Consider the following 24,013-nt stretch of genomic DNA (forward strand, 5'->3'; position numbering starts at 1 on the left):
GCTTCTAACCATCCTGAATGCCATGATGCGCGACCGAAAACCTTATGCGATCACTCCATCAACATAACAGTTGCCGGCGTTCGCCGGGACGACAGCTGTGGGTATGGCTTGAGCTCGCGCCTCTCGTGCATTGAACGGGGCGGAGCGGGAAAATGTGGGGTCAGCCGCAACGCGACCGCCCCCTTGACGTTTGCAGCCCTACTCCGCCGCCAGCTTCAGATCCGGCGCGGCGTTACGGACCTCAGCATCGACCTGGGCTTCGAACTTGGCAAAATTCTTCTGGAACATGCCGACCAGCGCGCGCGCAGTCTTGTCGAACTCGGCCTTGTCCTTCCAGGTGTTGACCGGGTCGAGGATCTCGGTCGGCACGCCCGGCAGCGCGGTCGGCACCGCGAAACCGAAATATTTGTCGGTGCGGAACTCGACGTTGCGCAAGCTGCCGTCGAGCGCCGCCGTCAGCAGCGCGCGCGTCACCTTGATCGGCATGCGCGAGCCCGTGCCATACTTGCCGCCGGTCCAGCCGGTGTTGACCAGCCAGCAGTCGACATTGTGCTCGGCGATCAGCTGCCGCAGCATGTTGCCGTAGACGGACGGATCGAGCGGCAGGAACGGCGAGCCGAAGCAGGTCGAGAATTCCGGCTGCGGCTCGGAGCCCAAGCCGCGCTCGGTGCCCGCGACCTTGGCGGTGTAGCCGGACAGGAAGTGGTACATCGCCTGCGCCGGCGAGAGCTTTGCGATCGGCGGCAGCACGCCGAAGGCGTCGGCGGCGAGCATCACGACGTTCTTCGGATGCGGCGCGCGGCCGGTGCGCGAGGCGTTCGGGATGTAGTCGAGCGGATAGGCCGAGCGGGTGTTCTCCGTCTTGGAGCCGTCGTCGAAATCGGGAACGCGCGTATCCTCATCGAGCACGACGTTCTCGAGCACCGCACCAAACCGGGTCGACGCCGCATAGATCTGCGGCTCGGCTTCCTGCGACAGCTTGATGCACTTGGCGTAGCAGCCGCCCTCGAAGTTGAACACGCCGGACGGTCCCCAGCCATGCTCGTCATCGCCGATCAAGGTGCGGTTCGGATCGGCCGACAGCGTCGTCTTGCCGGTGCCGGACAGGCCGAAGAAGACAGCGGTGTCGCCGTTCGGCCCGACATTGGCCGAGCAGTGCATCGGCATCACGCCGCGCTCGGGCAGGTAGTAGTTGAGCGTCGTGAACACGCTCTTCTTCATCTCGCCGGCATAATAGGACCCGCCGATCAGGACGATCTTGCGGGCGAAATCGATCGCGACGACGTTCTGCGAGCGCACGCCGTGGCGTTTCGGGTCGGCACGGAAGCTCGGCATGTCGATGATCGTGAGCTCCGGCACGAAGGTGTCGAGCTCGATCTTCTCGGGGCGGATCAGAAGCGTGCGGATGAACAGCGAATGCCACGCGAGTTCGGTGAAGACGCGCGTCTTGATGCGGAAGCTCGGATCGGCGCCGCCATAGAGATCCTGCGCGAACAGGGTCTTGCCTTCGGCGTGCTTGATGAAGTCCTGATGCAGCGCCTCGAACTGCTCGGGCGTGATCGCCTGGTTGCCCGCCCACCACATCTTTTCGGTGGAGGCGTCGCGCACCGTGAACTTGTCCTTCGGGCTGCGGCCGGTGAACTCGCCAGTATCCGCGCACAGCGCCCCGTCGGCCGACAGCACCGCCTCGCCCGCCGCCAGCGAATACTGATAGAGCTGGGGAGCGCCGAGATTCCAGTGCACCTGCTTGAGGTTCTTTAAGCCGAACTTGTCGGCACCAAAGGCGCCGTTGCGAATACCCGTCTCTTGCACGAAGATCCCTCCTGAGAGCCCGCATCTGTTGCGCGCAGTCGCGCGCGTTGCGCGGTGACCGTTGCCGTTACATCGCCTTATCGAAGCGCGGTCGCCGACCTAATACTGATCAACGCTGGTCTTGCCAAGACGATCCGGCCCAATTGGTTATTGGCAAACCGTGATGTACGTAGCTCATGTTTTGCCGCGCCATGCACATTCCAGCAGCAGCCGCCTGCGCCCCGCGGAGTTGCTGCAACGCAACAGATATATCAGCGCGGTTGGGTTTCACGAGAACGACGAACGACGCTCAAATCGACGAATTCGCGCGGGCAAGCGAAGACCAAGGCGAAGACCGAGCATCCGGCCAACGCCCGTCGCAGCGCATCGCTGCAACCGATCAAGGGACGCCGCCCGAGCCGACGGAATGCGTCGGTGATCAGCCGTGTCGCCGCTACACCCGATCAGCCAGCTTCCGTTCACGATTGCCTCGCGCTTGCGGGATCACTTAATCCGATTCTCCCGGCCGCGACGTCAATGAGCTCACTCGCGCCCACGCCATGGGTTTGCGCGGCGCTCACCTTCTGCTGGACGGGGAGCGTGCACATCGAGCTTCACCGCAACTGCGTTCATGCGTGAACGTCGTCGTCTTTCGTCACGCGAGGATGAGCACAGCCATCAAAGCGGGCTCGAACTACACCTCACTTCGCGCGTGCCTCGTCAGCAAGCCGCGCAAGCATCTTGCGCAACGCCCCGGGCGTGGTTACGTGCTCGGGAAACCCGAGCCGTAGCGTCTTGCCGTCGGCCATCAGATCCAATCCCTCCGGGTCACAGCCGCTACACCGCCACTCCGCGGCTTCGGCGCCGAGCAGCTTCGTCGCGTAGAGGGCGAGCGCCTCACGGTGATCTTCGTTCATGTGATCGACAGCGCCCTGCTCTGCCAGAATCAGTTCATCAGCATCGGAGATATCCGTGAGAAACTGCTCGGGCTTGAGATCGACGATGCGGCCGAATCCGGCGACGAGATGCGCGCCTGACGGACGAATCACGAAGAACGAGAAGTCGGCGAAATCCGCATAGTCCGCAGCGGACGGATGCGCATTGAGATACCGACGGCGCATCATCTCGCGATTGTCGTCGGTGGCCTGCTCGGCCTTGCCCGACAGCATGATGCGAGTTCCCTCGAGCGGATCGCCCGGCGCCCGTTCATCGAGCATCAGCGATACGCGCGAATCGGCAAGTACATTCCTGGTGTGTACAGCTAATCGCGAGATCAGGATGATCGGAGCACCATCGGACGCGGTGGCGACGTTGACGAGGGAGCAGTAGGGATCGCCCGTACCAACCATCAAGGTCGCAAGTGCGCCCTGCCGGCTTCGGCGCAGCAGGGATTGCGTCACGCGGTTAGGGTTAAAGCTCGCAGACATCGTCTTTTCCCTCGTCCATCCAGTTGCAATGAAGGCCTTTTTTCGGCTAAACGGGCCACAAACCTGGGCGCGGCACAAGACTTTGCCATGGTATTTGTGGAACTCGGTCACACTTCAGCCCAGCTTGCATTGCTCGTTGACCATGTTCGAAGCCCAAATATGCGGCCCTTATCTTGATTCTCGAAGTCTCGGCGTAACCAGACTCTGAAAGCAGGCTCATGCCCACAATCGCCTTGGTCGATGACGACCGCAACATTCTGACATCCGTCTCCATCGCGCTCGAGGCCGAGGGTTATCGGATCATGACCTATACCGATGGTGCGTCGGCGCTCGACGGTTTTCGGACCAGCCAGCCTGACCTCGCCATCCTCGACATCAAGATGCCGCGCATGGACGGCATGGAGACGTTGCGGCGGCTTCGCCAGAAGTCCGACCTGCCGGTGATCTTCCTCACCTCCAAGGACGAGGAGATCGACGAGCTGTTCGGCCTGAAGATGGGCGCGGACGACTTCATCCGCAAACCGTTCTCGCAGCGCCTGCTGGTGGAGCGCGTCAAGGCCGTGCTGCGCCGCTCGCAGCCGAAGGATCCGACGGCTCTGCCGAAGGAGAACGACGCCAAGGCGCTCGATCGCGGCCTGCTGCGCATGGATCCGGAGCGTCACACCTGCACCTGGAAGAACGAGCCGGTCACGCTGACCGTCACCGAGTTCCTGATCCTGCAGGCGCTGGCGCAACGTCCGGGCGTGGTCAAGAGCCGCAACGCGCTGATGGACGCGGCCTATGACGACCAGGTCTATGTCGACGACCGCACCATCGACAGCCACATCAAGCGGCTGCGCAAGAAGTTCAAGATGGTCGACGAGGAGTTCGAGATGATCGAGACCCTCTACGGCGTCGGCTATCGCTTCAAGGAAACCTGAAGCCCTGCAGCAAGGGACCTGAAGCATTGCCTTGCGCGACGTCATGCGAAATTGCGCGCTGACGTCGCGGTCTCGATTGGATAGGCTACGCCTCCTGCGCGTTTGTCCGAGCGCAGATGCCGGAACGGGGCCATTGTTGCGGCGAATTCGGGTGCGGCAAGTCGAGTTCTCGCGGGAATTCGCCGCACAACCCCTACGAAATTCGGAATCGGAGCACTCACATTGCTCGATCGCACGCAGCTTGACCCAGCCGTGAATGCCCACGACGCCGCGATCGCGTCCGAGGCGGCGGACGAGACCCCGCACGTCTCCGGCTGGCAGCGTCCGCTGAGCTGGCTGCGCCGCGCCGGACAGTTCCTGTTCGCGCTGTCGTTCTCGAGCCTCACCCGCCGCATCGTCTCGCTGAACATCGCCGGCCTGCTCGCGCTGGTTGCAAGCATCCTGTACCTGTCGCAGTTCCGCGCCGGCCTGATCGATGCGCGCGCGCAGAGCCTCCTGGTGCAGGCCGAGATCATCGCCGGCGCCATCGCCGCCTCGGCCACGGTACAGACCAACACCATCACCATCGATCCCGAGCGCCTGCTCGATCTCAAGCCCGGCGAGAGCTACGGCGCGCCGGACGAATATTCGCCGCTCGACTTCCCGATCAATCCGGAACGCGTCGCGCCGGTGCTGCGCACGCTGATCTCGCCGACCAAGACGCGCGCGCGCATCTATGATCCGAATGGCGGGCTCCTGCTCGACAGCCGCAACCTGGAGAACGTGCTGCGCTTCGACCTGCCGCCGCCGTCGAGCGAGAAGCCCGGCTTCGTCGAGCGTGCGCTGATCTCGGTACGCACCTGGCTCAATCGCGGCGACCTGCCGCTGTACCGCGAATATGGCCCCGAGAACGGCAACGGCTACGAGGAAGTCGCCGACGCGCTGAAGGGCCAGAAGCGCAGCATGGTGAGGGTCAATTCGCGCGGCGAAGTGATCGTCTCGGTCGCGGTGTCGGTGCAGCGCTCGCGCACCATCCACGGCGCCCTGATGCTGTCGACGCAGGGCGACGACATCGACCAGATGGTCACCGCCGAGCGTCTTGCCATTCTGAAGGTCGGCGGCGTCGCCTCCGCCGTCATGATCGTGCTGTCGCTGCTGCTCGCCAGCACCATCGCCGGACCCGTGCGCCGGCTCGCCGACAGTGCCGAGCGGGTCCGCCGCCGCATCAAGACCCGCGTCGAGATTCCCGACTTCACCCGCCGCCGCGACGAGATCGGCCATCTCTCCGGGGCGCTGCGCGACATGACGGACGCGCTCTACAACCGCATCGAGGCGATCGAGATGTTCGCCGCCGACGTTGCCCACGAGCTCAAGAACCCGCTGACCTCGCTGCGCTCGGCGGTCGAGACGCTGCCGCTGGCGCGCAACGACAACAGCCGCGCCCGCCTGCTCGCCGTGATCGAGCACGACGTGAAGCGGCTCGATCGGCTGATCTCCGACATTTCCGACGCCAGCCGGCTCGATGCCGAGCTGCAGCGCCAGGACATGACCCTGGTCGATCTGCGCCGGCTGCTGAACACGCTGACCTCGGTCGCCAACGAGACCAAGCTCGGCACCGACGTCACCGTCGAGGTCCGCTTCGAGGGCCGCGGCGCCAACGACACCTTCTCGGTGCCCGGGCATGATTCGCGGCTCGGCCAGGTGATCTCCAACCTTCTGTCGAACGCGCAATCGTTCTCCGCGGCCGGCGGCAAGGTGCGCATCACCTGCCGGCGCGTGCGCTCGGAGATCGAGATCACCGTCGATGATGACGGCCCCGGCATTCGCGAGGACGCCCTGCAGCGCATCTTCGAGCGATTCTATACCGACCGGCCGCACCAGGGCTTTGGCCAGAATTCCGGGCTGGGCCTGTCGATCTCCAAGCAGATCATCGACGCCCATGGCGGGCGGATCTGGGCCGAGAACCGGCCCGGCCCTGTTGACGCCGACGGACATCCGACCTCGGCCGGGGCTCGCTTCGTCGTCCGGTTGCCGGCGTCGTGACGAACGAAACGGCGAGCATCCATGCGTCTGCCGTCCAGGTGGGGGAGCAGGCCGTCCTGATCCGGGGCCCCTCCGGTTCCGGCAAATCCCGACTCGCCTTCGATCTGATCCTCGCCGGACGCGCGGGACAGCTGCCGCCAACGGTTCTGGTGGGCGACGACCGTGTTCATCTCGCCACACGCGGCGGGGAAATGTGGGTGAGCCCCGCGCCCGCTCTGGCCGGGCTGATCGAGATCCGCGGTCTTGGAATCCGCGCCTGCGACCATGTGTCGGAGGCGAAACTTGGGCTTGTGGTTGACCTGATGGCCGAGGACGCTGCCCGCCTGCCGAACGCCGAATCGCTTCGGATTCATCTCAACGGTATCGAATTGCCACGGATACCTGTCGGCCCGGGTTTCTCACCCCTCCCGCTGGTTGTAGCGGAACTAATTACCACTCAAGCTTTCATGTTCCGGTAATCTTTCGGCCGATTGTGTGGGGCAAATTGGTAACCATATCAGCCCCACTATCGCGACCGAGTAGACCGCCGCCCCCTCCCATTCTGTATGCCAGAATCCGGGAGACTCGCGAATATGCCCTCTTGCGCGAGGGCTCCGGATGGTCAAAGTGGCGCGTTCGTGCGGTGCACCCAAGGCGCCCGCGAGGAGTATCCGATGATTGGCCTGGTACTGGTGACCCATGGGCGCCTCGCCGACGAGTTCAGGGCGGCGCTGGAACACGTCATGGGTCCTCAAAAACAAATCGAAGCGGTCACGATTGGCGCCGACGATGATTCCGATCTCTGTCGCAGCGACATCATCGAAGCCGTGAACCGCGTCGACACCGGCGACGGTGTCGCCATTCTCACCGACATGTTCGGCGGCACGCCGTCGAACCTCGCCATCTCCTGCATGAGCCGGCCCAAGGTCGAGGTGCTCGCGGGCATCAACCTGCCCATGCTGGTGAAGCTCGCCAAGGTGCGCGAGGAGCGCTCGCTGCCCGACGCCATCGCCATGGCGCAGGAGGCGGGACGCAAATACGTCACCATCGCCAGCCGGGTGCTCGCCGGCAAATGAGCGACGAGGATGCTCAGCAGGACAACGTCGCCGGCCCGGCTGTCCCTGCCGGAGCCATCTCGCGAGAGCTGCTGATCACCAACAAGCGCGGCCTGCATGCGCGGGCCTCGGCGAAATTCGTGCAGATGGTCGAGAAGTTCCAGGCCGAGGTCTGGGTGACGCGCGGCGGCGAGACCGTCGGCGGCCGCTCGATCATGGGCCTGATGATGCTGGCGGCGGCGCCGGGAACCAAGATCCTGGTCTCCGCCACCGGGCCCGAGGCGGAGGCCGCGCTGCAGGCGATCACCGACCTGGTGAACGACAAGTTCCACGAAGAAGGCGTGTAAGGGCCTCCCGAAACGCGTTTCGCCATGCCGCAATGGGGCATTCTACCCGATTTGCGCCTATCCTCGCATAGCGACACGGTGAGGATGGCATGTCCAATAGCGCTATTCGGCTGAGCGAGGCAGAACTGCGAGCCGTGGCTGAATACGCCGCCGTCGCTGCACTTCCCGCGCTGGCGATCTTCGAATGCGACCGACCGGATGATCTTCGTGCACGAGCCGCAATACAGGCCGCCCGAAGCTTTGCGAGCGGTGGGAATCGGAGCAAATCCCTACGGGATAGCGCGTGGGCGGCGCAGCGGGCGGCAATCGAGGCCCGCGATGAGGGGTTGCGCGCGGCCTATGAGGCCGCTCGCGCTGCCCTCGCCGCGGCCGGCGCGGGCTTCCTTCATCCCCTCCCGAACCCTTTCCAGGTCAAGCACATCCTCGGAGCTGCCGGCCACGCGGCGCGAGCTTTCGAAATCTCGGCCGGAGATGTTCCCGCCGTCGGCGCTGACTACCTCGCGCGATCACGGCTCCTTGCTTCTCGAGAGGTCGTGGACGTCCTCAGGCGTTATCCTGGTCCGCCGCCCGGAGGAGGCCGGGTCGGAGAGCTGATCCGCCAGCTCGATTCCCTGCTCCGGTGATCGGGAGGCCTCGCGCGCAGGAGCGCTTGGCCGGGACGACCGCGGAGCTATCCCCCCGATGCCTGAATATACACCTTCCAAACGATTGCAGGGCCCGCCTGGCCGTGGAAGAAGCGCTGCGTGGTCATAACCAGCGGCTCGGCTGTCGGGGCCTCCTTGGCCATCCAGGCCTCGCAGGCCGCGATCCGGTTGTCGGTGGTGTCGCAGATGCCGATGAACCCCTCGCGCTTGAGGTCCTCCAGCGCGCTCAGGCCGGAACTCCAGGTCTCCTCGGGCGTGGTGGGCACCGTGAACGGCCTTGGGTGGTCCGGGCTGTAGAAGGTCATCGGCGTGTTCATCTCGGCAAAGCCGGCCACCAGCGGCCAGGGCGAGCCGAATCGGGCATGCCAGGCCTTGGTCAGCTCCCGCGCCAGCTCCGAACGGGCGCCATAGCCGGTGGCGCCGTTCGGATTGGCGGCCATCTCGCGCCGGGCAATCCAGGGCGAGGCGATCAGCGTGAGCAGCGACAGCACGAGCCAGACGGCGGCGAGCCGCGGCAGCATGACCGATCGCAGCCGCAGCGCGGGAATTGCGACCAGCGCCAGCGGCACCAGGAAGAACAGCGAGATGCCCCAATCGGTCTTCATGTAGATCGTGAAGGCGAGGCCGCCGAGCGGCGGCCCGACGGCAACGATCGCCTGCACCAGCCAAACATTGATCGCCTGGCTTACATTCACGCCAGGATTGGGACCGCCGCGCCAGTTGCGGAAGGCGAATCGCGGCGGCCAGGCCATCACCAGCGCCGCCAGCGCCACCGGCAAAGCCAGCAGCGCCAGATTGTGGCCGACATAGCCGAGCACGAGCTCGGCGGCGCGGCCGCGATCCGACAGCGTATAGACATCCCCGGCATAGGTGATGGCGACGAAATCGACCCGCCACAGCCACACCAGATGCGGGATCATCGCCACCAGCATGGTGACGATCGCGACCCACGGCGCGGGCGACGCCAGGAAGCGCAACCGTTCCGGGTGCAGCAGCGCCGCAAGACCGATGGCGCCGATCATGGTCAGCACCCAGTATTTGGTCATCAGCGCCGCCGCGCCGGCGAGGCCGAGCCACAGGCCGGAGGCGGCGCTGCGCTTTTCGAACGCGTTGAGATAGGCCAGCACCAGCAGCGGCAGGGTCAGCAGCTGGACCAGGTCGGCGTTGTACTTGAAGCCCTTGAAATTGAAGATCGGGTACAGCGCGACCATCACCACGACGAAGAAGGCGCGGCGGCGGTCGACCACCTTGAGGCTCGCGAGCCAGACGATGACGAGGCCGCTGCCGTTCACGGCCATCGCCAGCGCATAGGTCGCCCAGTCCTTGACCGGAAACACCGCGAACCACAGCCCGGCGATCCAGCCCGACAGCGGCGGATGCTTGCCGTAGCCGAGCAGGAAGCGGCTGCCCCAGGCATAGGCCTCGGCGACGTCCATATGGACGTCCTGCGCCGCCTTCAGATTGGTCAGGATCGCCGTCCACAGCACGGCATGGACGATCGCGAAGGTGACGACGACCCAGATCGACGTTGCCGGCGCCGTGGCGCGCGCCACCAGCCAGGCGGAGATTCGCCGCGGTCCGAGACGGCCGCGCATGCGCGCCGCGAGAGGCGGAAGAGAGGTACTCGACATCCGCCCTCGGTAGCCTGTTTTGGCGGCGCGGGGAATCAGCTTGCCGTGAAGAAAGCCCCTGGAAATTCAGCAATATGGTTGCTGGTGAGGGGCTTGGGGTGCTATCTGCGCGACCCATGACGACCGCCCCCATTCCCAACATCCGCAACTTCTCCATCGTCGCCCATATCGACCATGGAAAGTCCACTTTGGCCGACCGCCTGATCCAGATGACGGGCGGGCTGTCGGACCGCGAGATGGCGGGCAAGGAGCAGGTGCTCGATTCGATGGACATCGAGCGCGAGCGCGGCATCACCATCAAGGCGCAGACCGTGCGCCTGCGTTACCATGCCAAGGACGGCAAGGATTACATCTTCAACCTGATGGACACGCCCGGCCACGTCGACTTCGCCTACGAAGTCTCCCGGTCGCTGGCTGCCTGCGAAGGCTCGCTGCTGGTGGTCGACGCCAGCCAGGGCGTCGAGGCGCAGACGCTCGCCAACGTCTACCAGGCGCTCGACAACAATCACGAGATCGTCCCGGTCCTCAACAAGATCGACCTGCCGGCGGCCGAGCCCGAGAAGATCAAGCAGCAGATCGAGGACGTGATCGGCATCGACGCCTCCGACGCGGTGATGATCTCGGCCAAGACCGGCCTCGGCATTCCCGACGTGCTGGAGGCGATCGTCACCCGCCTGCCGCCGCCCAAGGGCGACCGCGAGGCGACCCTGAAGGCGCTGCTGGTCGACAGCTGGTACGACGTCTATCTCGGCGTCGTCGTGCTGGTGCGCATCGTCGACGGCGTGATGAGGAAGGGCCAGCGCGTCCGGATGATGGGCACCGGGGCCGCCTATGACGTCGAGCGCGTCGGCTTCTTCACGCCGAAGATGACGCAGGTCGACGAGCTCGGGCCCGGCGAGATCGGCTTCATCACCGCCGCGATCAAGGAGGTGGCCGACACCCGCGTCGGCGACACCATCACCGACGACCGCAAGCCGGTCTCGGAGATGCTGCCGGGCTTCAAGCCGGCCATCCCGGTCGTGTTCTGCGGCCTGTTCCCGGTCGATGCCGATGATTTCGAAACATTGCGCGCCGCAATGGGCAAGCTCCGGCTCAACGACGCCAGCTTCTCGTTCGAGATGGAGACGTCCGCCGCGCTCGGCTTCGGCTTCCGCTGCGGCTTCCTCGGCCTCTTGCATCTGGAGATCATCCAGGAGCGTCTCTCCCGCGAGTTCGATCTCAACCTGATCGCGACCGCGCCGAGCGTCATCTACAAGATGAAGCTGACCGACGGCGAGGAGATCGAGATCCACAACCCGGTCGACATGCCCGACGTGGTCAAGATCGCCGAGATCCAGGAGCCCTGGATCGAGGCGACGATCCTGACGCCGGACGAATATCTCGGCAGCGTGCTCAAGCTCTGCCAGGACCGCCGCGGCAATCAGAAGGAGCTGACCTACGTCGGCAGCCGCGCGATGGTCAAATACGACCTGCCGCTCAACGAGGTGGTGTTCGACTTCTACGACCGGCTGAAATCGGTCTCCAAGGGCTACGCCTCGTTCGACTATCATTTGACCGACTACAAGCCGGCCGATCTCGTGAAGATGCAGATCCTCGTCAACAACGAGCCGGTCGATGCGCTGTCGATGCTGGTGCACCGGACCCGCGCCGAAGGCCGGGGACGCGCCATGGTCGAGAAGATGAAGGACCTGATCCCGCCGCACATGTTCCAGATCCCGATCCAGGCGGCGATCGGCGGCAAGGTGATCGCGCGCGAGACCGTGCGCGCGCTGCGCAAGGACGTCACCGCGAAGTGCTACGGCGGCGACATCACCCGCAAGCGCAAGCTTCTGGAGAAGCAGAAGGAAGGCAAGAAGAAGATGCGGCAGTTCGGCAAGGTCGACATCCCGCAGGAAGCCTTCATCGCCGCCCTCAAGGTGGATAGCTGAGGCGCGGGCCCGCCCCCTCTCCTGGTTTCATCAGCACGATAGGCTGAAGAAAATCCGGATTCCAAAGCGGAACCAGCGCTCCCGTGCAACTACGGTATCTGTTCCTTAATGGTATCCTGGGACCCTTGCTGCAAAGCAAGGAATGCCCCGAATGTCCCGCCTCCGGTCGATCTCCGCCCGCCTGATCATCGCGCTCTCGCTGACCGTCGCCATCGCCTGTGCCGTGCTCGGCACCTTCTCCGTCATCCAGCAGCGCGCTCTGACCCGACTGGCGCTGGAGCAGCAGCTCAAGCTGCAGTTCGACAGCGTGTCGGCCGGCATCGACTATGAAGGCCGCGCCGCGCTGGCGGTCAGCTCCACCCTGGCGGCGCTGCCCCCGATCGCCGACGCCTACCTCAAGGGCGACCGCGACGCGCTTGGCGCCCTGCTCGGCGGCGCCATGACGTCGCTGAAGGCGCAGGGCATTCCGCTGGTGAACGTATGGGCGCCGCCGGCCACCAATTTCTATCGCGTGCATGAGCCCAAGGTGTTCGGCGACGACACCTCGAAGCGCCGCATCACCGTGGTGCAGGCCAACCAGACCGGCCGCCTGATCGCCGGCGTCGAGCAGAGCCGGCTGTCGCTCGGCATCTTCGGCATGACCCCGATCGTGCGCGACGGCAAGGTGATCGCGACCGTCGACGTCGGCGCCGCCTTCGGCAAGGAATTCGTCGAGCGCGCCAAGCAGCGCTTCGGCATCGATCTCGCCGTCTACTGGATCAACGACGGCCAGCCGAAGCGGCTGTCCTCGACGTTCGGCGACGAGACCGTCGCCACCCCGGACGAGGTGCTCGCGGTGTTCAAGGGCACGGCGCTGCTGCGCGATGCCACCCTGGCCGGCAAGCCCGCCGCGGTCTATGCTGGCCAGATCAGGAACTACGCCGGCGACCCGATCGCCGTGCTGGAGCTGATCAAGGACACCACCGCCTATGAGGCCGCCGCCGCCAGCGCGCAGCAGCAGCTGATCATCGGCACGGTCGTAATCCTGCTGCTCGCCGTCATCGTCGCGCTGTTCGTCGCTCGCGGCATCTCGCGCCCGCTGGTCGCCATCACCGCCGTCATGCACCGGCTGTCGAGCGGCGACACCGAGGTCGCGATCCCCGGCGGCCAGCGCAAGGACGAGCTCGGCACGATGGCGCAGGCGGTCGACGTGTTCCGCCGCAACATGATCGAGACGGCCAGCCTGCGCGAGGCGCAGGAGGCGACGCAACACCGCGCCGAGCAGGAGAAGCAGGCGCTGCAGCGGCAGATGGCCGACCGGTTCGAGGCCGACGTCAAGGGCGTGGTGTCCTCGGTTGCCAAGGCCACGGCGGACATGGAGCGCGTCGTCCACGAGATCACGGTCAGCGTCAACGGCACCTCGCAGCGCGCAGCGGCCGCCGCGGCCGCGTCCGAGGAAGCCTCGAGCGGCGTGTCGACCGTCGCTGCGGCCTCCGAGGAGCTCGCCTCCTCGGTGACCGAGATCGGTCGCCAGGTCGCGCATTCCAGCAAGGTGGCCGATGCCGCGGTCGTCAAGGCGCGCCAGACCACCGAGATGGTCGGCAGCCTCGCCGCAGCCGCCGAGAGGATCGGCGACGTGTTGCGCCTGATCGACGCGATCGCGAGCCAGACCAACCTGCTGGCGCTCAACGCGACCATCGAGGCGGCGCGTGCCGGCGAGGCGGGCCGCGGCTTCGCGGTCGTGGCAGCCGAGGTCAAGGAGCTGGCCGGACAGACCGCCAAGGCGACGGAGGAGATCGCCGGCCAGGTCACCTCGATCCAGGCCGCGACGTCCGACTGCGTGACCGCCATCGGCGGCATCAGCACAACGATCCAGGAGATCAGCGGCATTGCCGCGACCATCGCCGCCGCCGTCGAGCAGCAAGACTCGGCGACGCGCGAGATCGCGCGCAGCGTCCAGCAGGCGGCGTCCGGGACCAACGAGGTGTCGCAGAACGTCGTCGGCGCCAGTGACGCCGCCGAGCAGTCACGCGAGCTCGCCGACCACGTCATGGTCGCCACGCGCGACCTCGGCAAGCGTGCGAACGACCTGTTCAAGAGCGTCGACACCTTCCTCGCCGGCCTGCGCAAGGCGGCGTAGCGGGCGACTTTCGCCATCCCGCCCTCTTGGCTCGCAGCCTTCCAAGGCGGCGAGCTCCAAAATCGGTGTCGTCCCCGCGTTCGCGGGGACGACGCTGGTGATGAGGTAACAGCCGGGCCTCCGCTTCAATCGCCGGTCGCGAGTGCAAAGCCCTCCTCGAGCCAGCCGGTGATGCCGCCGATCATCATCTTCACGGGCCGTCCCAGCCGCGCAAGCCGGATCGCGGCGCGGTTGGCGCCGTTGCAGTGCGGGCCGGCGCAGTAGACCACGAACAGCCTGTCCTTCGCGTACTCGGCCATCCGCTCCGCGGTCATGGTCCGGTGCGGGATGTTGATGGCGCCGGTGATGTGCCCCTTGGCAAACGAGGCCGGGCCCCTGACATCCACCAGGATGAAGTCCGGAGCTGCTGCATGCAGACTCTCGTGCACGTCCCAGCAATCGGTCTCGAATGAGAGCATCGCCTCGAAATGGGCGAGCGCCTGGGCTGACGGGGCTGCGGGCACCTCGGTGACATGGGTCGTCATCGTCTCTCTCCTGCGACGTTGCGTGAGCTCCTCCAATCTCGCGCGCTACGCGGGGCGACCCAAGTGACGGATCGGACAAAGTTCGGTAAGTTTCCGCCAATGCCCCGCGCCGCAACCCATGCTCCACACCCGAATCCGGGATTGGTCGCCGTCATCACCTATGACGGGCTGTGCACGTTCGAGTTCGGCATCGCGGTCGAAGTCTTCGGGCTGCCGCGGCCGGAGTTCGACTTCCCTTGGTACCGGTTCACGGTGGTCTCTGCCGAAGCGCGGCGTGCCCGCGCGACCGGCGGCATCGTGGTCGAGGCCGGCGCGCCCCTGTCACGCCTGAAGCAAGCCAGCACGATCATCGTTCCAGGATGGCGCGATCGCACCGAGCGGCCGCCCGAGCGCCTGCTGCGCGCCATCGCGCAGGCGGCCGCGCGCGGCGCGCGGTGCTTGTCGATCTGCTCCGGCGTGTTCATTCTGGCCGCCGCTGGCCTGCTCGACGGCAGGCGCGCCACCACGCATTGGCGGCACATTCCCGACCTGAAGCGGCTCTATCCGAATATTCGCGTCGAAGAGGACACGCTCTATGTCGACGAGGGCAATGTCATCACCTCGGCCGGCAGCGCGGCGGGCATCGACGCCTGCCTGCATCTGGTCCGGCGCGATTTCGGCAGCAAGGTTGCGAACAGCGTTGCCCGGCGGCTGGTGATGCCGCCGCACCGGGACGGCGGGCAGGCGCAATACGTCGTCGCACCGGTCCAGGCCCGCCCGGGACGGACGATCGGCGACGTCATGGATTGGGCACGGGGGCGACTGGCGCAGCCGATTGCGGTCAGCGCGATGGCAAAACGCGCCGGGATGAGCGAGCGGACCTTGCTGCGGGCGTTCCAGGACAGCACGGGCGCGAGCCCTGCGGCCTGGCTGCAGCAGGAGCGCATGACGCGGGCGCGGGAGCTGCTGGAGAATGCGACGCTCTCCCTGGCGGACATCTCGGCGCAGTGCGGCTACCGGTCGCTCGAAACGTTTCGCGTCGCTTTCCGGCGCATCGTCGGAACGTCGCCCGCGGCCTATCGGCGGCGCTTCGAGGCGCGTCCAACATCGGCCAACGTCGCTCGCTCAAGCCACCAGCGCGTTGCCGGGTGAGGTACCGTCCATGGCATCCCGCTGCGCCTGCAAGAGCCGGACGATGTCGACATTGGGCCGGGGCCGGCTGAACAGATAGCCTTGCCCTTCATGGCAGCCCTCGGCGCGCAGACAGCGCAGCTCCGCCTCCGTCTCGACGCCTTCGGCCGTGATGATGACGCCGAGCCCCTTGCCCAGGCTGACGATCGAGCGGACGATCGCCTGCGCCTCGCGATTGGCCGCGAGACCGCGGATGAAGGACTGATCGACCTTGATCTTGTCGAACGGAAAGCTGCGCAGATAGCTCAGGCTGGAATAGCCAGTGCCGAAATCGTCCATCGAGATGCGCACGCCCAGCGCGCGCAGCGCATGCAGGGTGGCCAGCACCTGGCCGCTCTTCTCCAGCACCAGCGTCTCGGTGATCTCGAGCTCGAGCCGGCTCGGCGGCAGGCCCGACTGCTTCAGCACGTCCATCACCAGCGACAGCACGTTGCCGACGCGGAACTGCAGCGGCGACATGTTCACGGCGACACGGACGTCGTCCGGCCATTTCGCGGCGTCGTTGCAGGCGTGCCGCAACATCGCGCGGCCGAGCGCCGAGATCAGGCCGGTCTCCTCGGCGACCGGGATGAACTCCGACGGCGGGATCATGCCGCGCTCTGGATGCGGCCAGCGCGCCAGCGCCTCGAAACCGGTGATGCGTCCGGTCGAGAGGTCGATCAGCGGCTGATAATGCGGCTGCAGCACGTCGCGCTGGATGGCCTCGCGCAGCTCGGATTCGATCTTGCGCCGGCTCTGCGCCCGCGCATCCATGCCGGATTCGAAATAGCTGAAGGAGCCGCGCGTCTCGTTCTTCGCGCGCGACAGCGCCATGTCGGCATTCTTGAGCAGCTTCTCGGCGTCGTCGCCATCGTTCGGCGCCATGGCGATTCCAATCGTGGCACCGATCGTCACCGAACTGCCGTCGATGAGATAGGGATCGGCGATCGCCTCCAGCAGCCGGCGGCAGAGCTGGGCCGCATCCTCCGGCCGCGCCTGCCCGCCCTGCACCACCGCGAACTCGTCGGAGTTCAGTCGCGCGACGATGTCCTCCTGACGCAGGACCGAGCGCAGCCGCTTGCCGACCCCGCGCAACAGCCGGTCGCCGACCGCGTGGCCGAGGGTATCGTTGATCGACTTGAAATTATCGAGGCCGAGCACCAGCACGGCGATCTTCTCGGAGCCGCGCCGCATCTGGGTGAGCTTGTCATCGATCTTCTGGCGCAGCAGGTTGCGGCTCGGCAGGCCGGTCAGTGCGTCGTGCTGGGCCAGGAAGGCGAGCCGCGCCTCGGCGCGCTTGCGTTCGGTGATGTCCATCAGCGCCAGCAGCACCGCGGGCTGGGCGTTGTGGACGAGATGGCGCGAATAGATCGCGAGATCGATCAGGGCGCCATCGGCGCGGACATGCTTCCAGGTGCGCGCCGCCTGCTCCTCGCTGGACTGCTCGCCTGCCCAGGGCGGCTCGCTATCATAGGCCTGCAGGCTGCGGATGCTGAGCCGCTCGAAGGCGTCCCGGCTGTAGCCGTAATGCTGGGCCGCCGCTTCGTTGACGCCGAGCACGCGCCCGTCATCCGTCGCGCAGACGATCATCGGCACCGGATTGCCGTCGAACAGCAGGCGGAACGACTCCTCGCGCTGCTTCAATTCGGTGATGTCGACGCGCAGGCCAACGATGCCGCCATCGCCGGTCAGACGCTCCTCGATCAGGATGGTACGGCCGTCCGACAGCTTCTGCTCATGGCGACCGCTCGGATGAAACAGCTTTTCGAGCCGCTCGGCGATCCACTCCTCCTCGCGGCCCGCGGCTTCCGGATAGTCGCCGCGGGCAACGCCGATCCGGATCGTATCCTGCAGCCGGGCGCCGGATTCGAACAGGTCCGAGCTGCGGTTGTAGATTTCGGCGTATTTCTTGTTCCAGAGAATGTAGCGGCCGTCGGCGTCGAGGAACACGATCCCCTCGGGAAGAATGTCGATCGCTTCGATGAGCCGATCATGCGCCTTCTTCGCCTCAGCCATCGCCACTTCGGCGCACTTGCCGCCGATCTCATCGACGGGGGCGAGCTTGCGCAAATTGTGCCAACGCAATCTCGGGCTTGGCTTGACCGGGTGAACTGCATCGCGGGCGCTTGGCACGCGATTGCGCTTTTTTGCCGTGGGTGGCCGAACGGGCCGCATCGCGTGCCTCACTCTCCTTCTCGAACGGCAGTTTTCGGCCACGTTTCTGAAAAAATGGTATCTTGATGCAGGGCGCGACAGCCACTGGTTACGGGAACAGGTGGATGCACTCGCGCATTTGGAGAGTTGAGACTTGCGCGGAGGATCAACCAAGGGCTGCTGTACAACCAGCGATAAGTGACGTCGGTTGCCACGGGCCAGAAAAGACCCGCATACCGTGCAATGGCCCTGCGCTTATTGTTCATTTACCGAACGAAGTCACGCAATTGAGCCGTGTTCAGCCGGTTCCGCCAATCCGGCAGCAGGGTTAGAGCCAGGTTAAAACGGCCCGAATGACCCGCTGTTGACGTAGAATTGGGCAACTCGGCCGGTCGGCAGACGCTACACTGGCGCCATGCATGTCCGCCTGATTCTGGTCGCCATCATCAGTTCGGCCGTCATTGCCGTGGCGGCCCCGGCCCATGCCCAGGACAAGGGCAGCGTCGAGCCAAAGGCCCTGCCGCCATTGGCGCATCCGGACGATCCGAATACGCCGGCCAAGGAGCTGTTCGCCCGGAGGATCCTGCCGTCGGCGCAACCGACCAGGGTGATCGGCACCTATAATCGCGGCTGCATCGCCGGAGCCGAGCGAATGCCGGTCAACGGCGAGGGCTGGCAGGTGATGCGGCTGTCGCGCAACCGCAATTTCGGCCATCCCAACCTGATCGCGCTGCTGAAGCGGCTGGCGACCCGCGCGCACAAGGATGCCGGCTGGCCCGGCATCCTGGTCGGCGACATCGGCCAGCCGCGCGGCGGACCAGCGCTGTCCGGCCATGCCAGCCATCAAATCGGGCTCGACGCCGACATCTGGCTGACGCCGATGCCTGACCACAGGCTGTCGCGCAACGAGCGCGAGGAGATGTCGGCGGTCATGATGGTTCGGCCTGATCGCCTCGATGTCGATCCGCGGGTGTTCACGAAGGGCCACGTCGCCGTGATCCGCGCCGCGGCCCAGGAGCCGTCGGTGCAGCGCATCTTCGTCAACGCCGCGATCAAGAAGGCGCTGTGCCGGGACGCGAGGGGGGACCGTAGCTGGCTCACCAAGGTGCGGCCGTGGTGGGGCCACGACTATCACTTCCACATCCGCATGGTGTGCCCGCCGGGCAATCCGGACTGCCACGGCCAGACCAACCAGGAGGGCGGCGATGGCTGCGGCGACCTCGACTATTGGTTCTCGGATGCGGTGCTGCATCCGCTGCCGCCGAAAGAGCCCCCTAAGCCGCCGCAACCGCTGACGATGGCGCAACTGCCGCCTGGCTGCCGAGCGGTGCTGCATGCGCCGGACGCCAAGAATTGATTCGGCCGACGCTGCCGTGATTGGGAGTCGCAGCGGCGGGACGATTGCCATAGGATGATATTGCTCGCGCCGTCAGCGCGGCGATCGAAGGGGATGACGGTCCCTCCACCTCCTGTTATCGCGGTATCAAGATGCCGCGCGCCGCTGCGCGGCGTAACAGTCGCGAGTCCGTCATGATCCTGATCCGTCCCGCCACGACCGCCTTCCTCGTTACGGTGGCCGCGAGCTCGGCTGCGGTTGCCGCCGAACCGAGCGGCTGCGACAAGTTCAAATGGGACATCGCGCGCGAGCGCGCCGCGCTGACCGCAGCCGACCGCGAGAAGCTCGTATCTGGCGCCGAGATGGCCGCTATTCCCGCGACCGGGATTGTGCTGGAGCTGCGTCCGACGGCTGACGCCAAGCTGGCGATGCCGCCGGAGCGCGCGCCCAGGGACGGCAGCTTCGCCGGCCTCACGCGGATCGCCGGAGCGCCCAAGGCCGGCGTCTACACCATCAGCCTGTCGGCCGCGGCCTGGATCGACGTGGTGCAGGACGGCAAGATCCTCAAGCCGGCCGGCTTCAGCGGCGCCACCGATTGCGACGGCATTCGCAAGACCATGAAGTACGAGCTGGGATCAAAGCCTTTCGTGCTGCAGGTCAGCGGCGCGCCGGAGAATGCGATCTCGATCGCCGTCCTGCCGGCGGCAGAATGACGCTCAAACCCCCGCGACCGACGACCAGACACTGGCCAGCTTGCGCTTCATCCGCTCCTTGCGCGTCAGCACCGGCACATCCTCCTCGTCCTCCGGCAGACGCAGTCCGACCACGTTGACCCGGCCGCCGGAGATCGAGCGGGCGACCAGCACGATGGTGTCGAGCGCCACGGTCGCGCCTTCCTTCGGCGCGTTGTCGAGATGGATGTCGAAATAGTCGGCGAGCGTCAGCTTGTCCTCGCCCTCGCCGAGCTTGACGCCGTAGATGCCGGCGACCTCGTCGAGCGTATGCTCGGCCGAGACCATGAAGTCGCCGAGCAGATGCGGGTCGGGCGCGGCCGACGGCGGCATGTCGACGAAGAAGCGGTCGAGCGACTCGGCCTTTTCCGGCGGCGCCAGCAGATAGAGATAGTCCCCCGGCGCGATCGGCTCGGCCTCGGGCGGCGACAGAATCTGCTCGTTACGGATCACCAGGGTCGGCTTCGACCAGGACGGGATCAGGCCGCGGCGGAAGTACAGGCTCTTGGAGCGGATCGAATAGCCGACCAGCTGCTGCTCGAGCTGGCCGGGCAGATCGAGCTCGATGCGGCGCGGGCCCCGATCGGTGCGCGGCAGCGCCACGTGCAGCTTGCGCGCGGCCACGCCGAGCGTCCAGCCCTGCGCCAGCAGCGAGATGATCACGACCACGAACGCGACGTCGAAATAGAGATAGGCGCTGGACAGGCCGACCAGCAGCGGGATCGAGGCGAGGAAGATCGCGACCGCGCCGCGCAGGCCGGTCCAGGCGATGAACGCCTTCTCCCGCCAGTTGAAGCGGAACGGATAGAGGCAGACGAACACCGCAACGGGTCGCGCCACCAGCATCAGCATCAGCGCAACAGCAATCGCCGGCAGCAGGCTGTCGAGCAGCCGCTGCGGCGACACCAGCAGCCCGAGCAGCACGAACATCACGATCTGGGCGAGCCACGTCGCGGCATCGAGGAAGGTGACGACAGAGTTGTGCGCGCGGGTCGGCCGGTTGCCGACGATGAGGCCGGCGAGATAGACCGCGAGGAAGCCGGAGCCGTGGGCGATCTGCGCCATGCCGAAGATCACCAGCGCGGCGGTGGTCACGAATGGCGCGTGGAGGCCCTGCGGCAGCGCGACCTTGTTGAGGCCGATGACGACGAGGCGGCCGCCGACGATGCCGAACAGCGTGCCGAGCACCGCCTCGCGGATCAGCTCAAACACGAAATGTCCGAACGACCCGTGACCGACCGAGATCAGCTCGACCAGCATCAGGGTGAGGAACACCGCGAACGGATCGTTGCTGCCGGACTCCGCCTCCAGCGTGGCACCGACACGCGGGCGCAGCCGCAGGCCCTGGGCGTGGACCAGCAGGAACACGGCCGCCGCATCCGTCGAGGCGATGACGGCGCCGACCAGCATCGCCTCGGTCCAGCCGAGGTCGAGGGCATATTTCGCCACCGGCGCGGTGATGAAGGCGGTCATGAGCACGCCGACGGTCGCAAGCACCATCGAGGGCGCCAGCACAGTACGGATGCTCTGGAAGCGCGTACGCAGACCGCCGTCGAACAGGATCAGCGCCAGCGCGACGGAGCCCACCAGATAGGTGGTACGGACGTCCTGAAATTCGATATGACCAGGGCCGGAATCGCCCGCCAGCATGCCGATCACCAGGAACACCAGCAGCAGCGGCGCGCCGAAGCGCAACGCCAGCAGGCTCGACAGGATGCCGGCCATCACGAGGACCGCACCGAGGAGGATCGCAATGCTGACGGCGTCGAGGGATGACATGAAAAAACGTTGATGGATCCGAGTTTTACATCCTTATCGTCGCCACACTTGCACGCCAACCGGATTTGCTCTTATCGCGGCGATATGCCCATTTTTCCATCCTTGCCCGCGTTCGGGGTATATTTCGCGGCAATCGCCTGTGACGAAAACGAACTAAATTCCGCTGATCCGGCCAACCCGCGCCACTGTTCCCCTCCGAGACCCCGCTGATGGACCTCGACCTGAAAGACGTTCTCGACTTCCTGCAGACCGTTGGCCGCTCGATCGGCGCCGAGGTCACCTCGCCGTGGTTCTATCTTCAACTCGGACTGGTGCTGAGCGGCGCCGGCATCGCCTTTGCGGCGAGCGCCGCCGTGCGTGCGCGCATCGACCTGACTTCGCTGGCGATGGGCTGGCCTGGCCCGCTGCGGCAGCTGCTACGGGTGCTGCTGGAGAGCGTCACCACGGTCGTGTTCGTGATCCTGATGCGGATCGCCCGCACCGGCATGTTGCTGTGGACCTGGCCGAGCCGCAGCTACCTGCTCGCCGTCGCGCTCAAGCTGGCGCTCGCCTGGCTCGTGATCCGGCTGATCACCTCGGTGATCCGCAGCACCTTCATCGTGCAGATCGTGTCGATCTCGGCCTGGCTGGTGGCCGCGCTCAGCATCATCGGCCAGCTCGACAACGTCGTCGACGCGCTCGATTCCATCTCGGTCGTGCTCGGCGGCCTCAGGCTGACGCCGCTGCTGGTGATCAAGCTCGGCGTGCTGCTGCTCGCGGTGCTGTGGCTGACCAACATCGCCAGCAATTTCGTCGAGAGCCGCATCACGCGCTCGACGGACCTGACGCCGTCGATCCAGGTGCTCCTGATCAAGATGGTCCGCATGGGCCTGATGATCCTCGGCGTCGCGATTGCGATCAGCGCGGTCGGCATCAACCTGTCGGCGCTCGCGATCTTCTCCGGCGCCGCCGGTGTCGGTATCGGCCTCGGCCTGCAGCGCATCGTCGCCAATTTCGTCGCGGGCATCATCCTGCTGGCCGACAAATCGGTGAAGCCGGGCGATCTCGTCACCATCGGCGACAGCTCGGGACGCATCAGCGCGATGAACACGCGCTATATCTCGGTCGCCGCCGGCGACGGCCGCGAGTTCCTGATCCCGAACGAGGACCTCGTCACCCAGAAGGTGACCAACTGGACCTACACCGACAAGAACACGCTGGTGAAGGTCAATTTCGGCACCAACTACGACGCCGATCCCCGGGTCGTCTGCAAGCTCGCCACCGAGATCGCGGCCGAGACGCCGCGCACCTTGAAATCGAAGGCGCCGAACTGCCTGCTGACCGAGTTCACCGAGGCCGGCATGAAGTTCTCGCTGACCACATGGATCGCCGACCCCAGCTACATGGACAGCGTCAAGAGCGAGGTGATGCTGGCGCTGTGGGAGGCCTTCAAGCGCGAGGGCATCAGGGTGCCGTATCCGGTGCGAGAGCTTCGCGTTCGCGGAGGTGCGCTGCCGGTGGAGACCACGCTGGAGGTGCCGACCGGCTAGGCGGCAGATCCGGCCGTGCACACCCGGCTTGCACCGGCCGGCACGATCATTAAATTAGGCGATCACCCTGCGACACCCCTGAGAACGAAACAGGCCCATGAACTATATCGAAGCGACCGACACCGCTGCGCGCAAGAACGGCCAGATCAAGCTGCACGGCCCGAGCGGCTTTGCCGGCATGCGCAAGGCCGGCGCGCTGGTGTCGAAGTGCCTCGATGCGCTCACCGACATCGTCAAGCCGGGCGTGCCGACCTCGCGGATCGACGATTTCGTCCGGGACTTCGCCTTCAGCCACGGCGCCTATCCGGCGACGCTGATGTATCGCGGCTATCGCTACTCGACCTGCACGTCGATCAACCACGTGGTCTGCCACGGCATGCCGAACGACCGGCCGCTGAAGGAAGGCGACATCATCAATGTCGACGTCACCTTCATCGTCGACGGCTGGTACGGCGATTCCAGCCGCATGTATGCGATCGGCCCGATCGCGCGCAAGGCCGAGCGGCTGATCGAGGTCACCTACGAATCGATGATGCGCGGCATCGCCGCGGTGAAGCCCGGCGCCACCACCGGCGACATCGGCCATGCGATCCAGAGCTTCGTCGAGCCGCAGGGCATGAGCGTGGTGCGCGACTTCTGCGGCCATGGTCTCGGCCGGCTGTTCCATGACGAGCCGAACATCATCCATGTCGGCCGTCCCGGCGAGGGCGTGCTGCTCAAGCCCGGCATGTTCTTCACCATCGAGCCGATGATCAATCTCGGCAAGCCGCATGTGAAGATCCTGTCCGACGGCTGGACCGCGGTGACGCGGGACCGCTCGCTGTCGGCGCAGTTCGAGCATTCGGTCGGCGTCACCGCCGACGGCGTCGAGATCTTCACGCTCTCGGAGCGCCATGGAGAGAAGCCGCTGACGCAGGTGTGAGCGGGCTCCTGGCCGAATGGCCGCCG

The 24,013-nt window shown here is 65.9% G+C and carries 19 protein-coding genes; 13 read left to right on the forward strand and 6 right to left on the reverse strand.

Annotation, left to right across the window (positions count from 1 at the left end; genetic code table 11):
* Positions 1-198 precede the first annotated feature (198 nt).
* Positions 199-1,812, reverse strand: coding sequence for a phosphoenolpyruvate carboxykinase (locus ACQR0W_RS07130; protein WP_315715325.1), 1,614 nt, complete (start codon positions 1,810-1,812; stop codon positions 199-201).
* Between the two features lie 680 nt (positions 1,813-2,492).
* The gene (locus ACQR0W_RS07135) at positions 2,493-3,218 is read right to left on the reverse strand and encodes a HugZ family protein (RefSeq protein WP_316169645.1); all 726 of its coding nucleotides are present in this window, start codon (positions 3,216-3,218) and stop codon (positions 2,493-2,495) included.
* A 218-nt stretch (positions 3,219-3,436) separates the two neighbouring features.
* On the opposite strand from ACQR0W_RS07135, the gene ACQR0W_RS07140 reads away from it, so the two are divergent.
* The 6 genes from ACQR0W_RS07140 (at position 3,437) to ACQR0W_RS07165 (ending at position 8,164) form a co-directional block, all read left to right on the forward strand.
* Entirely contained in the window at positions 3,437-4,138 is a 702-nt protein-coding gene (locus tag ACQR0W_RS07140) for a response regulator transcription factor (protein WP_006611449.1), read from the forward strand.
* A gap of 222 nt (positions 4,139-4,360) precedes the next feature.
* Entirely contained in the window at positions 4,361-6,160 is a 1,800-nt protein-coding gene (locus ACQR0W_RS07145; RefSeq protein ID WP_316169610.1) for a sensor histidine kinase, read from the forward strand.
* The gene (locus tag ACQR0W_RS07150; RefSeq protein ID WP_316169611.1) at positions 6,157-6,618 is read left to right on the forward strand and encodes an HPr kinase/phosphorylase; all 462 of its coding nucleotides are present in this window, start codon (positions 6,157-6,159) and stop codon (positions 6,616-6,618) included. The genes ACQR0W_RS07145 and ACQR0W_RS07150 overlap by 4 nt, the downstream gene beginning before the upstream one ends.
* Positions 6,619-6,813: 195 nt before the next feature.
* Positions 6,814-7,215 carry a PTS sugar transporter subunit IIA gene (locus ACQR0W_RS07155; RefSeq protein ID WP_006611446.1) on the forward strand — a complete coding sequence of 134 codons (402 nt, stop codon included), beginning with the start codon at positions 6,814-6,816 and terminating at the stop codon, positions 7,213-7,215.
* Positions 7,212-7,541 (forward strand): HPr family phosphocarrier protein, encoded by a 330-nt coding sequence (locus ACQR0W_RS07160; protein ID WP_315715321.1) that lies wholly within the window; start codon positions 7,212-7,214, stop codon positions 7,539-7,541. Before ACQR0W_RS07155 ends, ACQR0W_RS07160 begins: the two co-directional genes overlap by 4 nt.
* Before the next feature lie 89 nt (positions 7,542-7,630).
* Positions 7,631-8,164 carry a putative immunity protein gene (locus ACQR0W_RS07165; protein ID WP_410051226.1) on the forward strand — a complete coding sequence of 178 codons (534 nt, stop codon included), beginning with the start codon at positions 7,631-7,633 and terminating at the stop codon, positions 8,162-8,164.
* 47 nt (positions 8,165-8,211) lie between these two features.
* Here ACQR0W_RS07165 and ACQR0W_RS07170 read toward each other — a convergent pair whose 3' ends face one another.
* A complete protein-coding gene (locus ACQR0W_RS07170; RefSeq protein ID WP_316169612.1) occupies positions 8,212-9,816 on the reverse strand; it encodes a glycosyltransferase family 39 protein in 1,605 nt (534 codons plus the stop codon).
* A gap of 116 nt (positions 9,817-9,932) precedes the next feature.
* Between ACQR0W_RS07170 and lepA the strand changes: the two genes are divergently transcribed.
* Together lepA and ACQR0W_RS07180 are read left to right on the forward strand one after the other, a co-directional pair.
* Positions 9,933-11,744, forward strand: a complete 1,812-nt coding sequence (lepA, locus tag ACQR0W_RS07175; RefSeq protein ID WP_315825850.1) for a translation elongation factor 4 — start codon at positions 9,933-9,935, stop codon at positions 11,742-11,744.
* Between the two features lie 151 nt (positions 11,745-11,895).
* Positions 11,896-13,863: a methyl-accepting chemotaxis protein gene (locus ACQR0W_RS07180; protein WP_315752234.1), complete on the forward strand. Its 1,968-nt coding sequence runs from the start codon at positions 11,896-11,898 to the stop codon at positions 13,861-13,863.
* A 125-nt stretch (positions 13,864-13,988) separates the two neighbouring features.
* On the opposite strand, the gene ACQR0W_RS07185 is transcribed toward ACQR0W_RS07180, so the two are convergent.
* Positions 13,989-14,387, reverse strand: a complete 399-nt coding sequence (locus ACQR0W_RS07185; protein ID WP_316169613.1) for a rhodanese-like domain-containing protein — start codon at positions 14,385-14,387, stop codon at positions 13,989-13,991.
* A 99-nt stretch (positions 14,388-14,486) separates the two neighbouring features.
* On the opposite strand from ACQR0W_RS07185, the gene ftrA reads away from it, so the two are divergent.
* The gene (gene ftrA, locus ACQR0W_RS07190; protein WP_316169615.1) at positions 14,487-15,518 is read left to right on the forward strand and encodes a transcriptional regulator FtrA; all 1,032 of its coding nucleotides are present in this window, start codon (positions 14,487-14,489) and stop codon (positions 15,516-15,518) included.
* Here ftrA and ACQR0W_RS07195 read toward each other — a convergent pair.
* Positions 15,492-17,711 (reverse strand): putative bifunctional diguanylate cyclase/phosphodiesterase, encoded by a 2,220-nt coding sequence (locus ACQR0W_RS07195; protein WP_315752237.1) that lies wholly within the window; start codon positions 17,709-17,711, stop codon positions 15,492-15,494. The genes ftrA and ACQR0W_RS07195 overlap by 27 nt on opposite strands.
* Positions 17,712-18,105: 394 nt before the next feature.
* Between ACQR0W_RS07195 and mepA the strand changes: the two genes are divergently transcribed.
* A complete protein-coding gene (gene mepA / locus ACQR0W_RS07200) occupies positions 18,106-19,047 on the forward strand; it encodes a penicillin-insensitive murein endopeptidase (RefSeq protein WP_315715314.1) in 942 nt (313 codons plus the stop codon).
* Between the two features lie 173 nt (positions 19,048-19,220).
* Entirely contained in the window at positions 19,221-19,739 is a 519-nt protein-coding gene (locus ACQR0W_RS07205; protein ID WP_316167247.1) for a hypothetical protein, read from the forward strand.
* A gap of 3 nt (positions 19,740-19,742) precedes the next feature.
* On the opposite strand, the gene ACQR0W_RS07210 is transcribed toward ACQR0W_RS07205, so the two are convergent.
* Positions 19,743-21,536 (reverse strand): potassium/proton antiporter, encoded by a 1,794-nt coding sequence (locus ACQR0W_RS07210; RefSeq protein WP_315715312.1) that lies wholly within the window; start codon positions 21,534-21,536, stop codon positions 19,743-19,745.
* Positions 21,537-21,745: 209 nt separating this feature from the next.
* Between ACQR0W_RS07210 and ACQR0W_RS07215 the strand changes: the two genes are divergently transcribed.
* Together ACQR0W_RS07215 and map are read left to right on the forward strand one after the other, a co-directional pair.
* On the forward strand, positions 21,746-23,065 hold the full coding sequence (locus tag ACQR0W_RS07215; RefSeq protein WP_315715311.1) for a mechanosensitive ion channel family protein: 1,320 nt from the start codon (positions 21,746-21,748) through the stop codon (positions 23,063-23,065).
* Between the two features lie 97 nt (positions 23,066-23,162).
* Positions 23,163-23,987 (forward strand): type I methionyl aminopeptidase, encoded by an 825-nt coding sequence (map, locus tag ACQR0W_RS07220; RefSeq protein ID WP_315715310.1) that lies wholly within the window; start codon positions 23,163-23,165, stop codon positions 23,985-23,987.
* The last annotated feature ends 26 nt before the right edge of the window (positions 23,988-24,013 follow it).

It is taken from the genome of Bradyrhizobium sp. HKCCYLRH1034 (genome assembly GCF_051168375.1).
In the GTDB taxonomy this organism is placed as follows: domain Bacteria; phylum Pseudomonadota; class Alphaproteobacteria; order Rhizobiales; family Xanthobacteraceae; genus Bradyrhizobium.

Excerpts from the sequence above, each read along its gene's own strand:
- ACQR0W_RS07135 (WP_316169645.1), bottom strand. The coding sequence starts at position 3,218 with ATGTCTGCGAGCTTTAACCCTAACCGCGTGACGCAATCCCTGCTGCGC.
- ACQR0W_RS07140 (WP_006611449.1), top strand. The coding sequence starts at position 3,437 with ATGCCCACAATCGCCTTGGTCGATGACGACCGCAACATTCTGACATCC.
- ACQR0W_RS07155 (WP_006611446.1), top strand. The coding sequence starts at position 6,814 with ATGATTGGCCTGGTACTGGTGACCCATGGGCGCCTCGCCGACGAGTTC.
- ACQR0W_RS07160 (WP_315715321.1), top strand. The coding sequence starts at position 7,212 with ATGAGCGACGAGGATGCTCAGCAGGACAACGTCGCCGGCCCGGCTGTC.
- ACQR0W_RS07165 (WP_410051226.1), top strand. The coding sequence starts at position 7,631 with ATGTCCAATAGCGCTATTCGGCTGAGCGAGGCAGAACTGCGAGCCGTG.
- ACQR0W_RS07170 (WP_316169612.1), bottom strand. The coding sequence starts at position 9,816 with ATGTCGAGTACCTCTCTTCCGCCTCTCGCGGCGCGCATGCGCGGCCGT.
- lepA (WP_315825850.1), top strand. The coding sequence starts at position 9,933 with ATGACGACCGCCCCCATTCCCAACATCCGCAACTTCTCCATCGTCGCC.
- ACQR0W_RS07180 (WP_315752234.1), top strand. The coding sequence starts at position 11,896 with ATGTCCCGCCTCCGGTCGATCTCCGCCCGCCTGATCATCGCGCTCTCG.
- ACQR0W_RS07185 (WP_316169613.1), bottom strand. The coding sequence starts at position 14,387 with ATGACGACCCATGTCACCGAGGTGCCCGCAGCCCCGTCAGCCCAGGCG.
- ftrA (WP_316169615.1), top strand. The coding sequence starts at position 14,487 with ATGCCCCGCGCCGCAACCCATGCTCCACACCCGAATCCGGGATTGGTC.
- ACQR0W_RS07195 (WP_315752237.1), bottom strand. The coding sequence starts at position 17,711 with ATGCGGCCCGTTCGGCCACCCACGGCAAAAAAGCGCAATCGCGTGCCA.
- mepA (WP_315715314.1), top strand. The coding sequence starts at position 18,106 with ATGCATGTCCGCCTGATTCTGGTCGCCATCATCAGTTCGGCCGTCATT.
- ACQR0W_RS07205 (WP_316167247.1), top strand. The coding sequence starts at position 19,221 with ATGATCCTGATCCGTCCCGCCACGACCGCCTTCCTCGTTACGGTGGCC.
- ACQR0W_RS07210 (WP_315715312.1), bottom strand. The coding sequence starts at position 21,536 with ATGTCATCCCTCGACGCCGTCAGCATTGCGATCCTCCTCGGTGCGGTC.
- ACQR0W_RS07215 (WP_315715311.1), top strand. The coding sequence starts at position 21,746 with ATGGACCTCGACCTGAAAGACGTTCTCGACTTCCTGCAGACCGTTGGC.
- map (WP_315715310.1), top strand. The coding sequence starts at position 23,163 with ATGAACTATATCGAAGCGACCGACACCGCTGCGCGCAAGAACGGCCAG.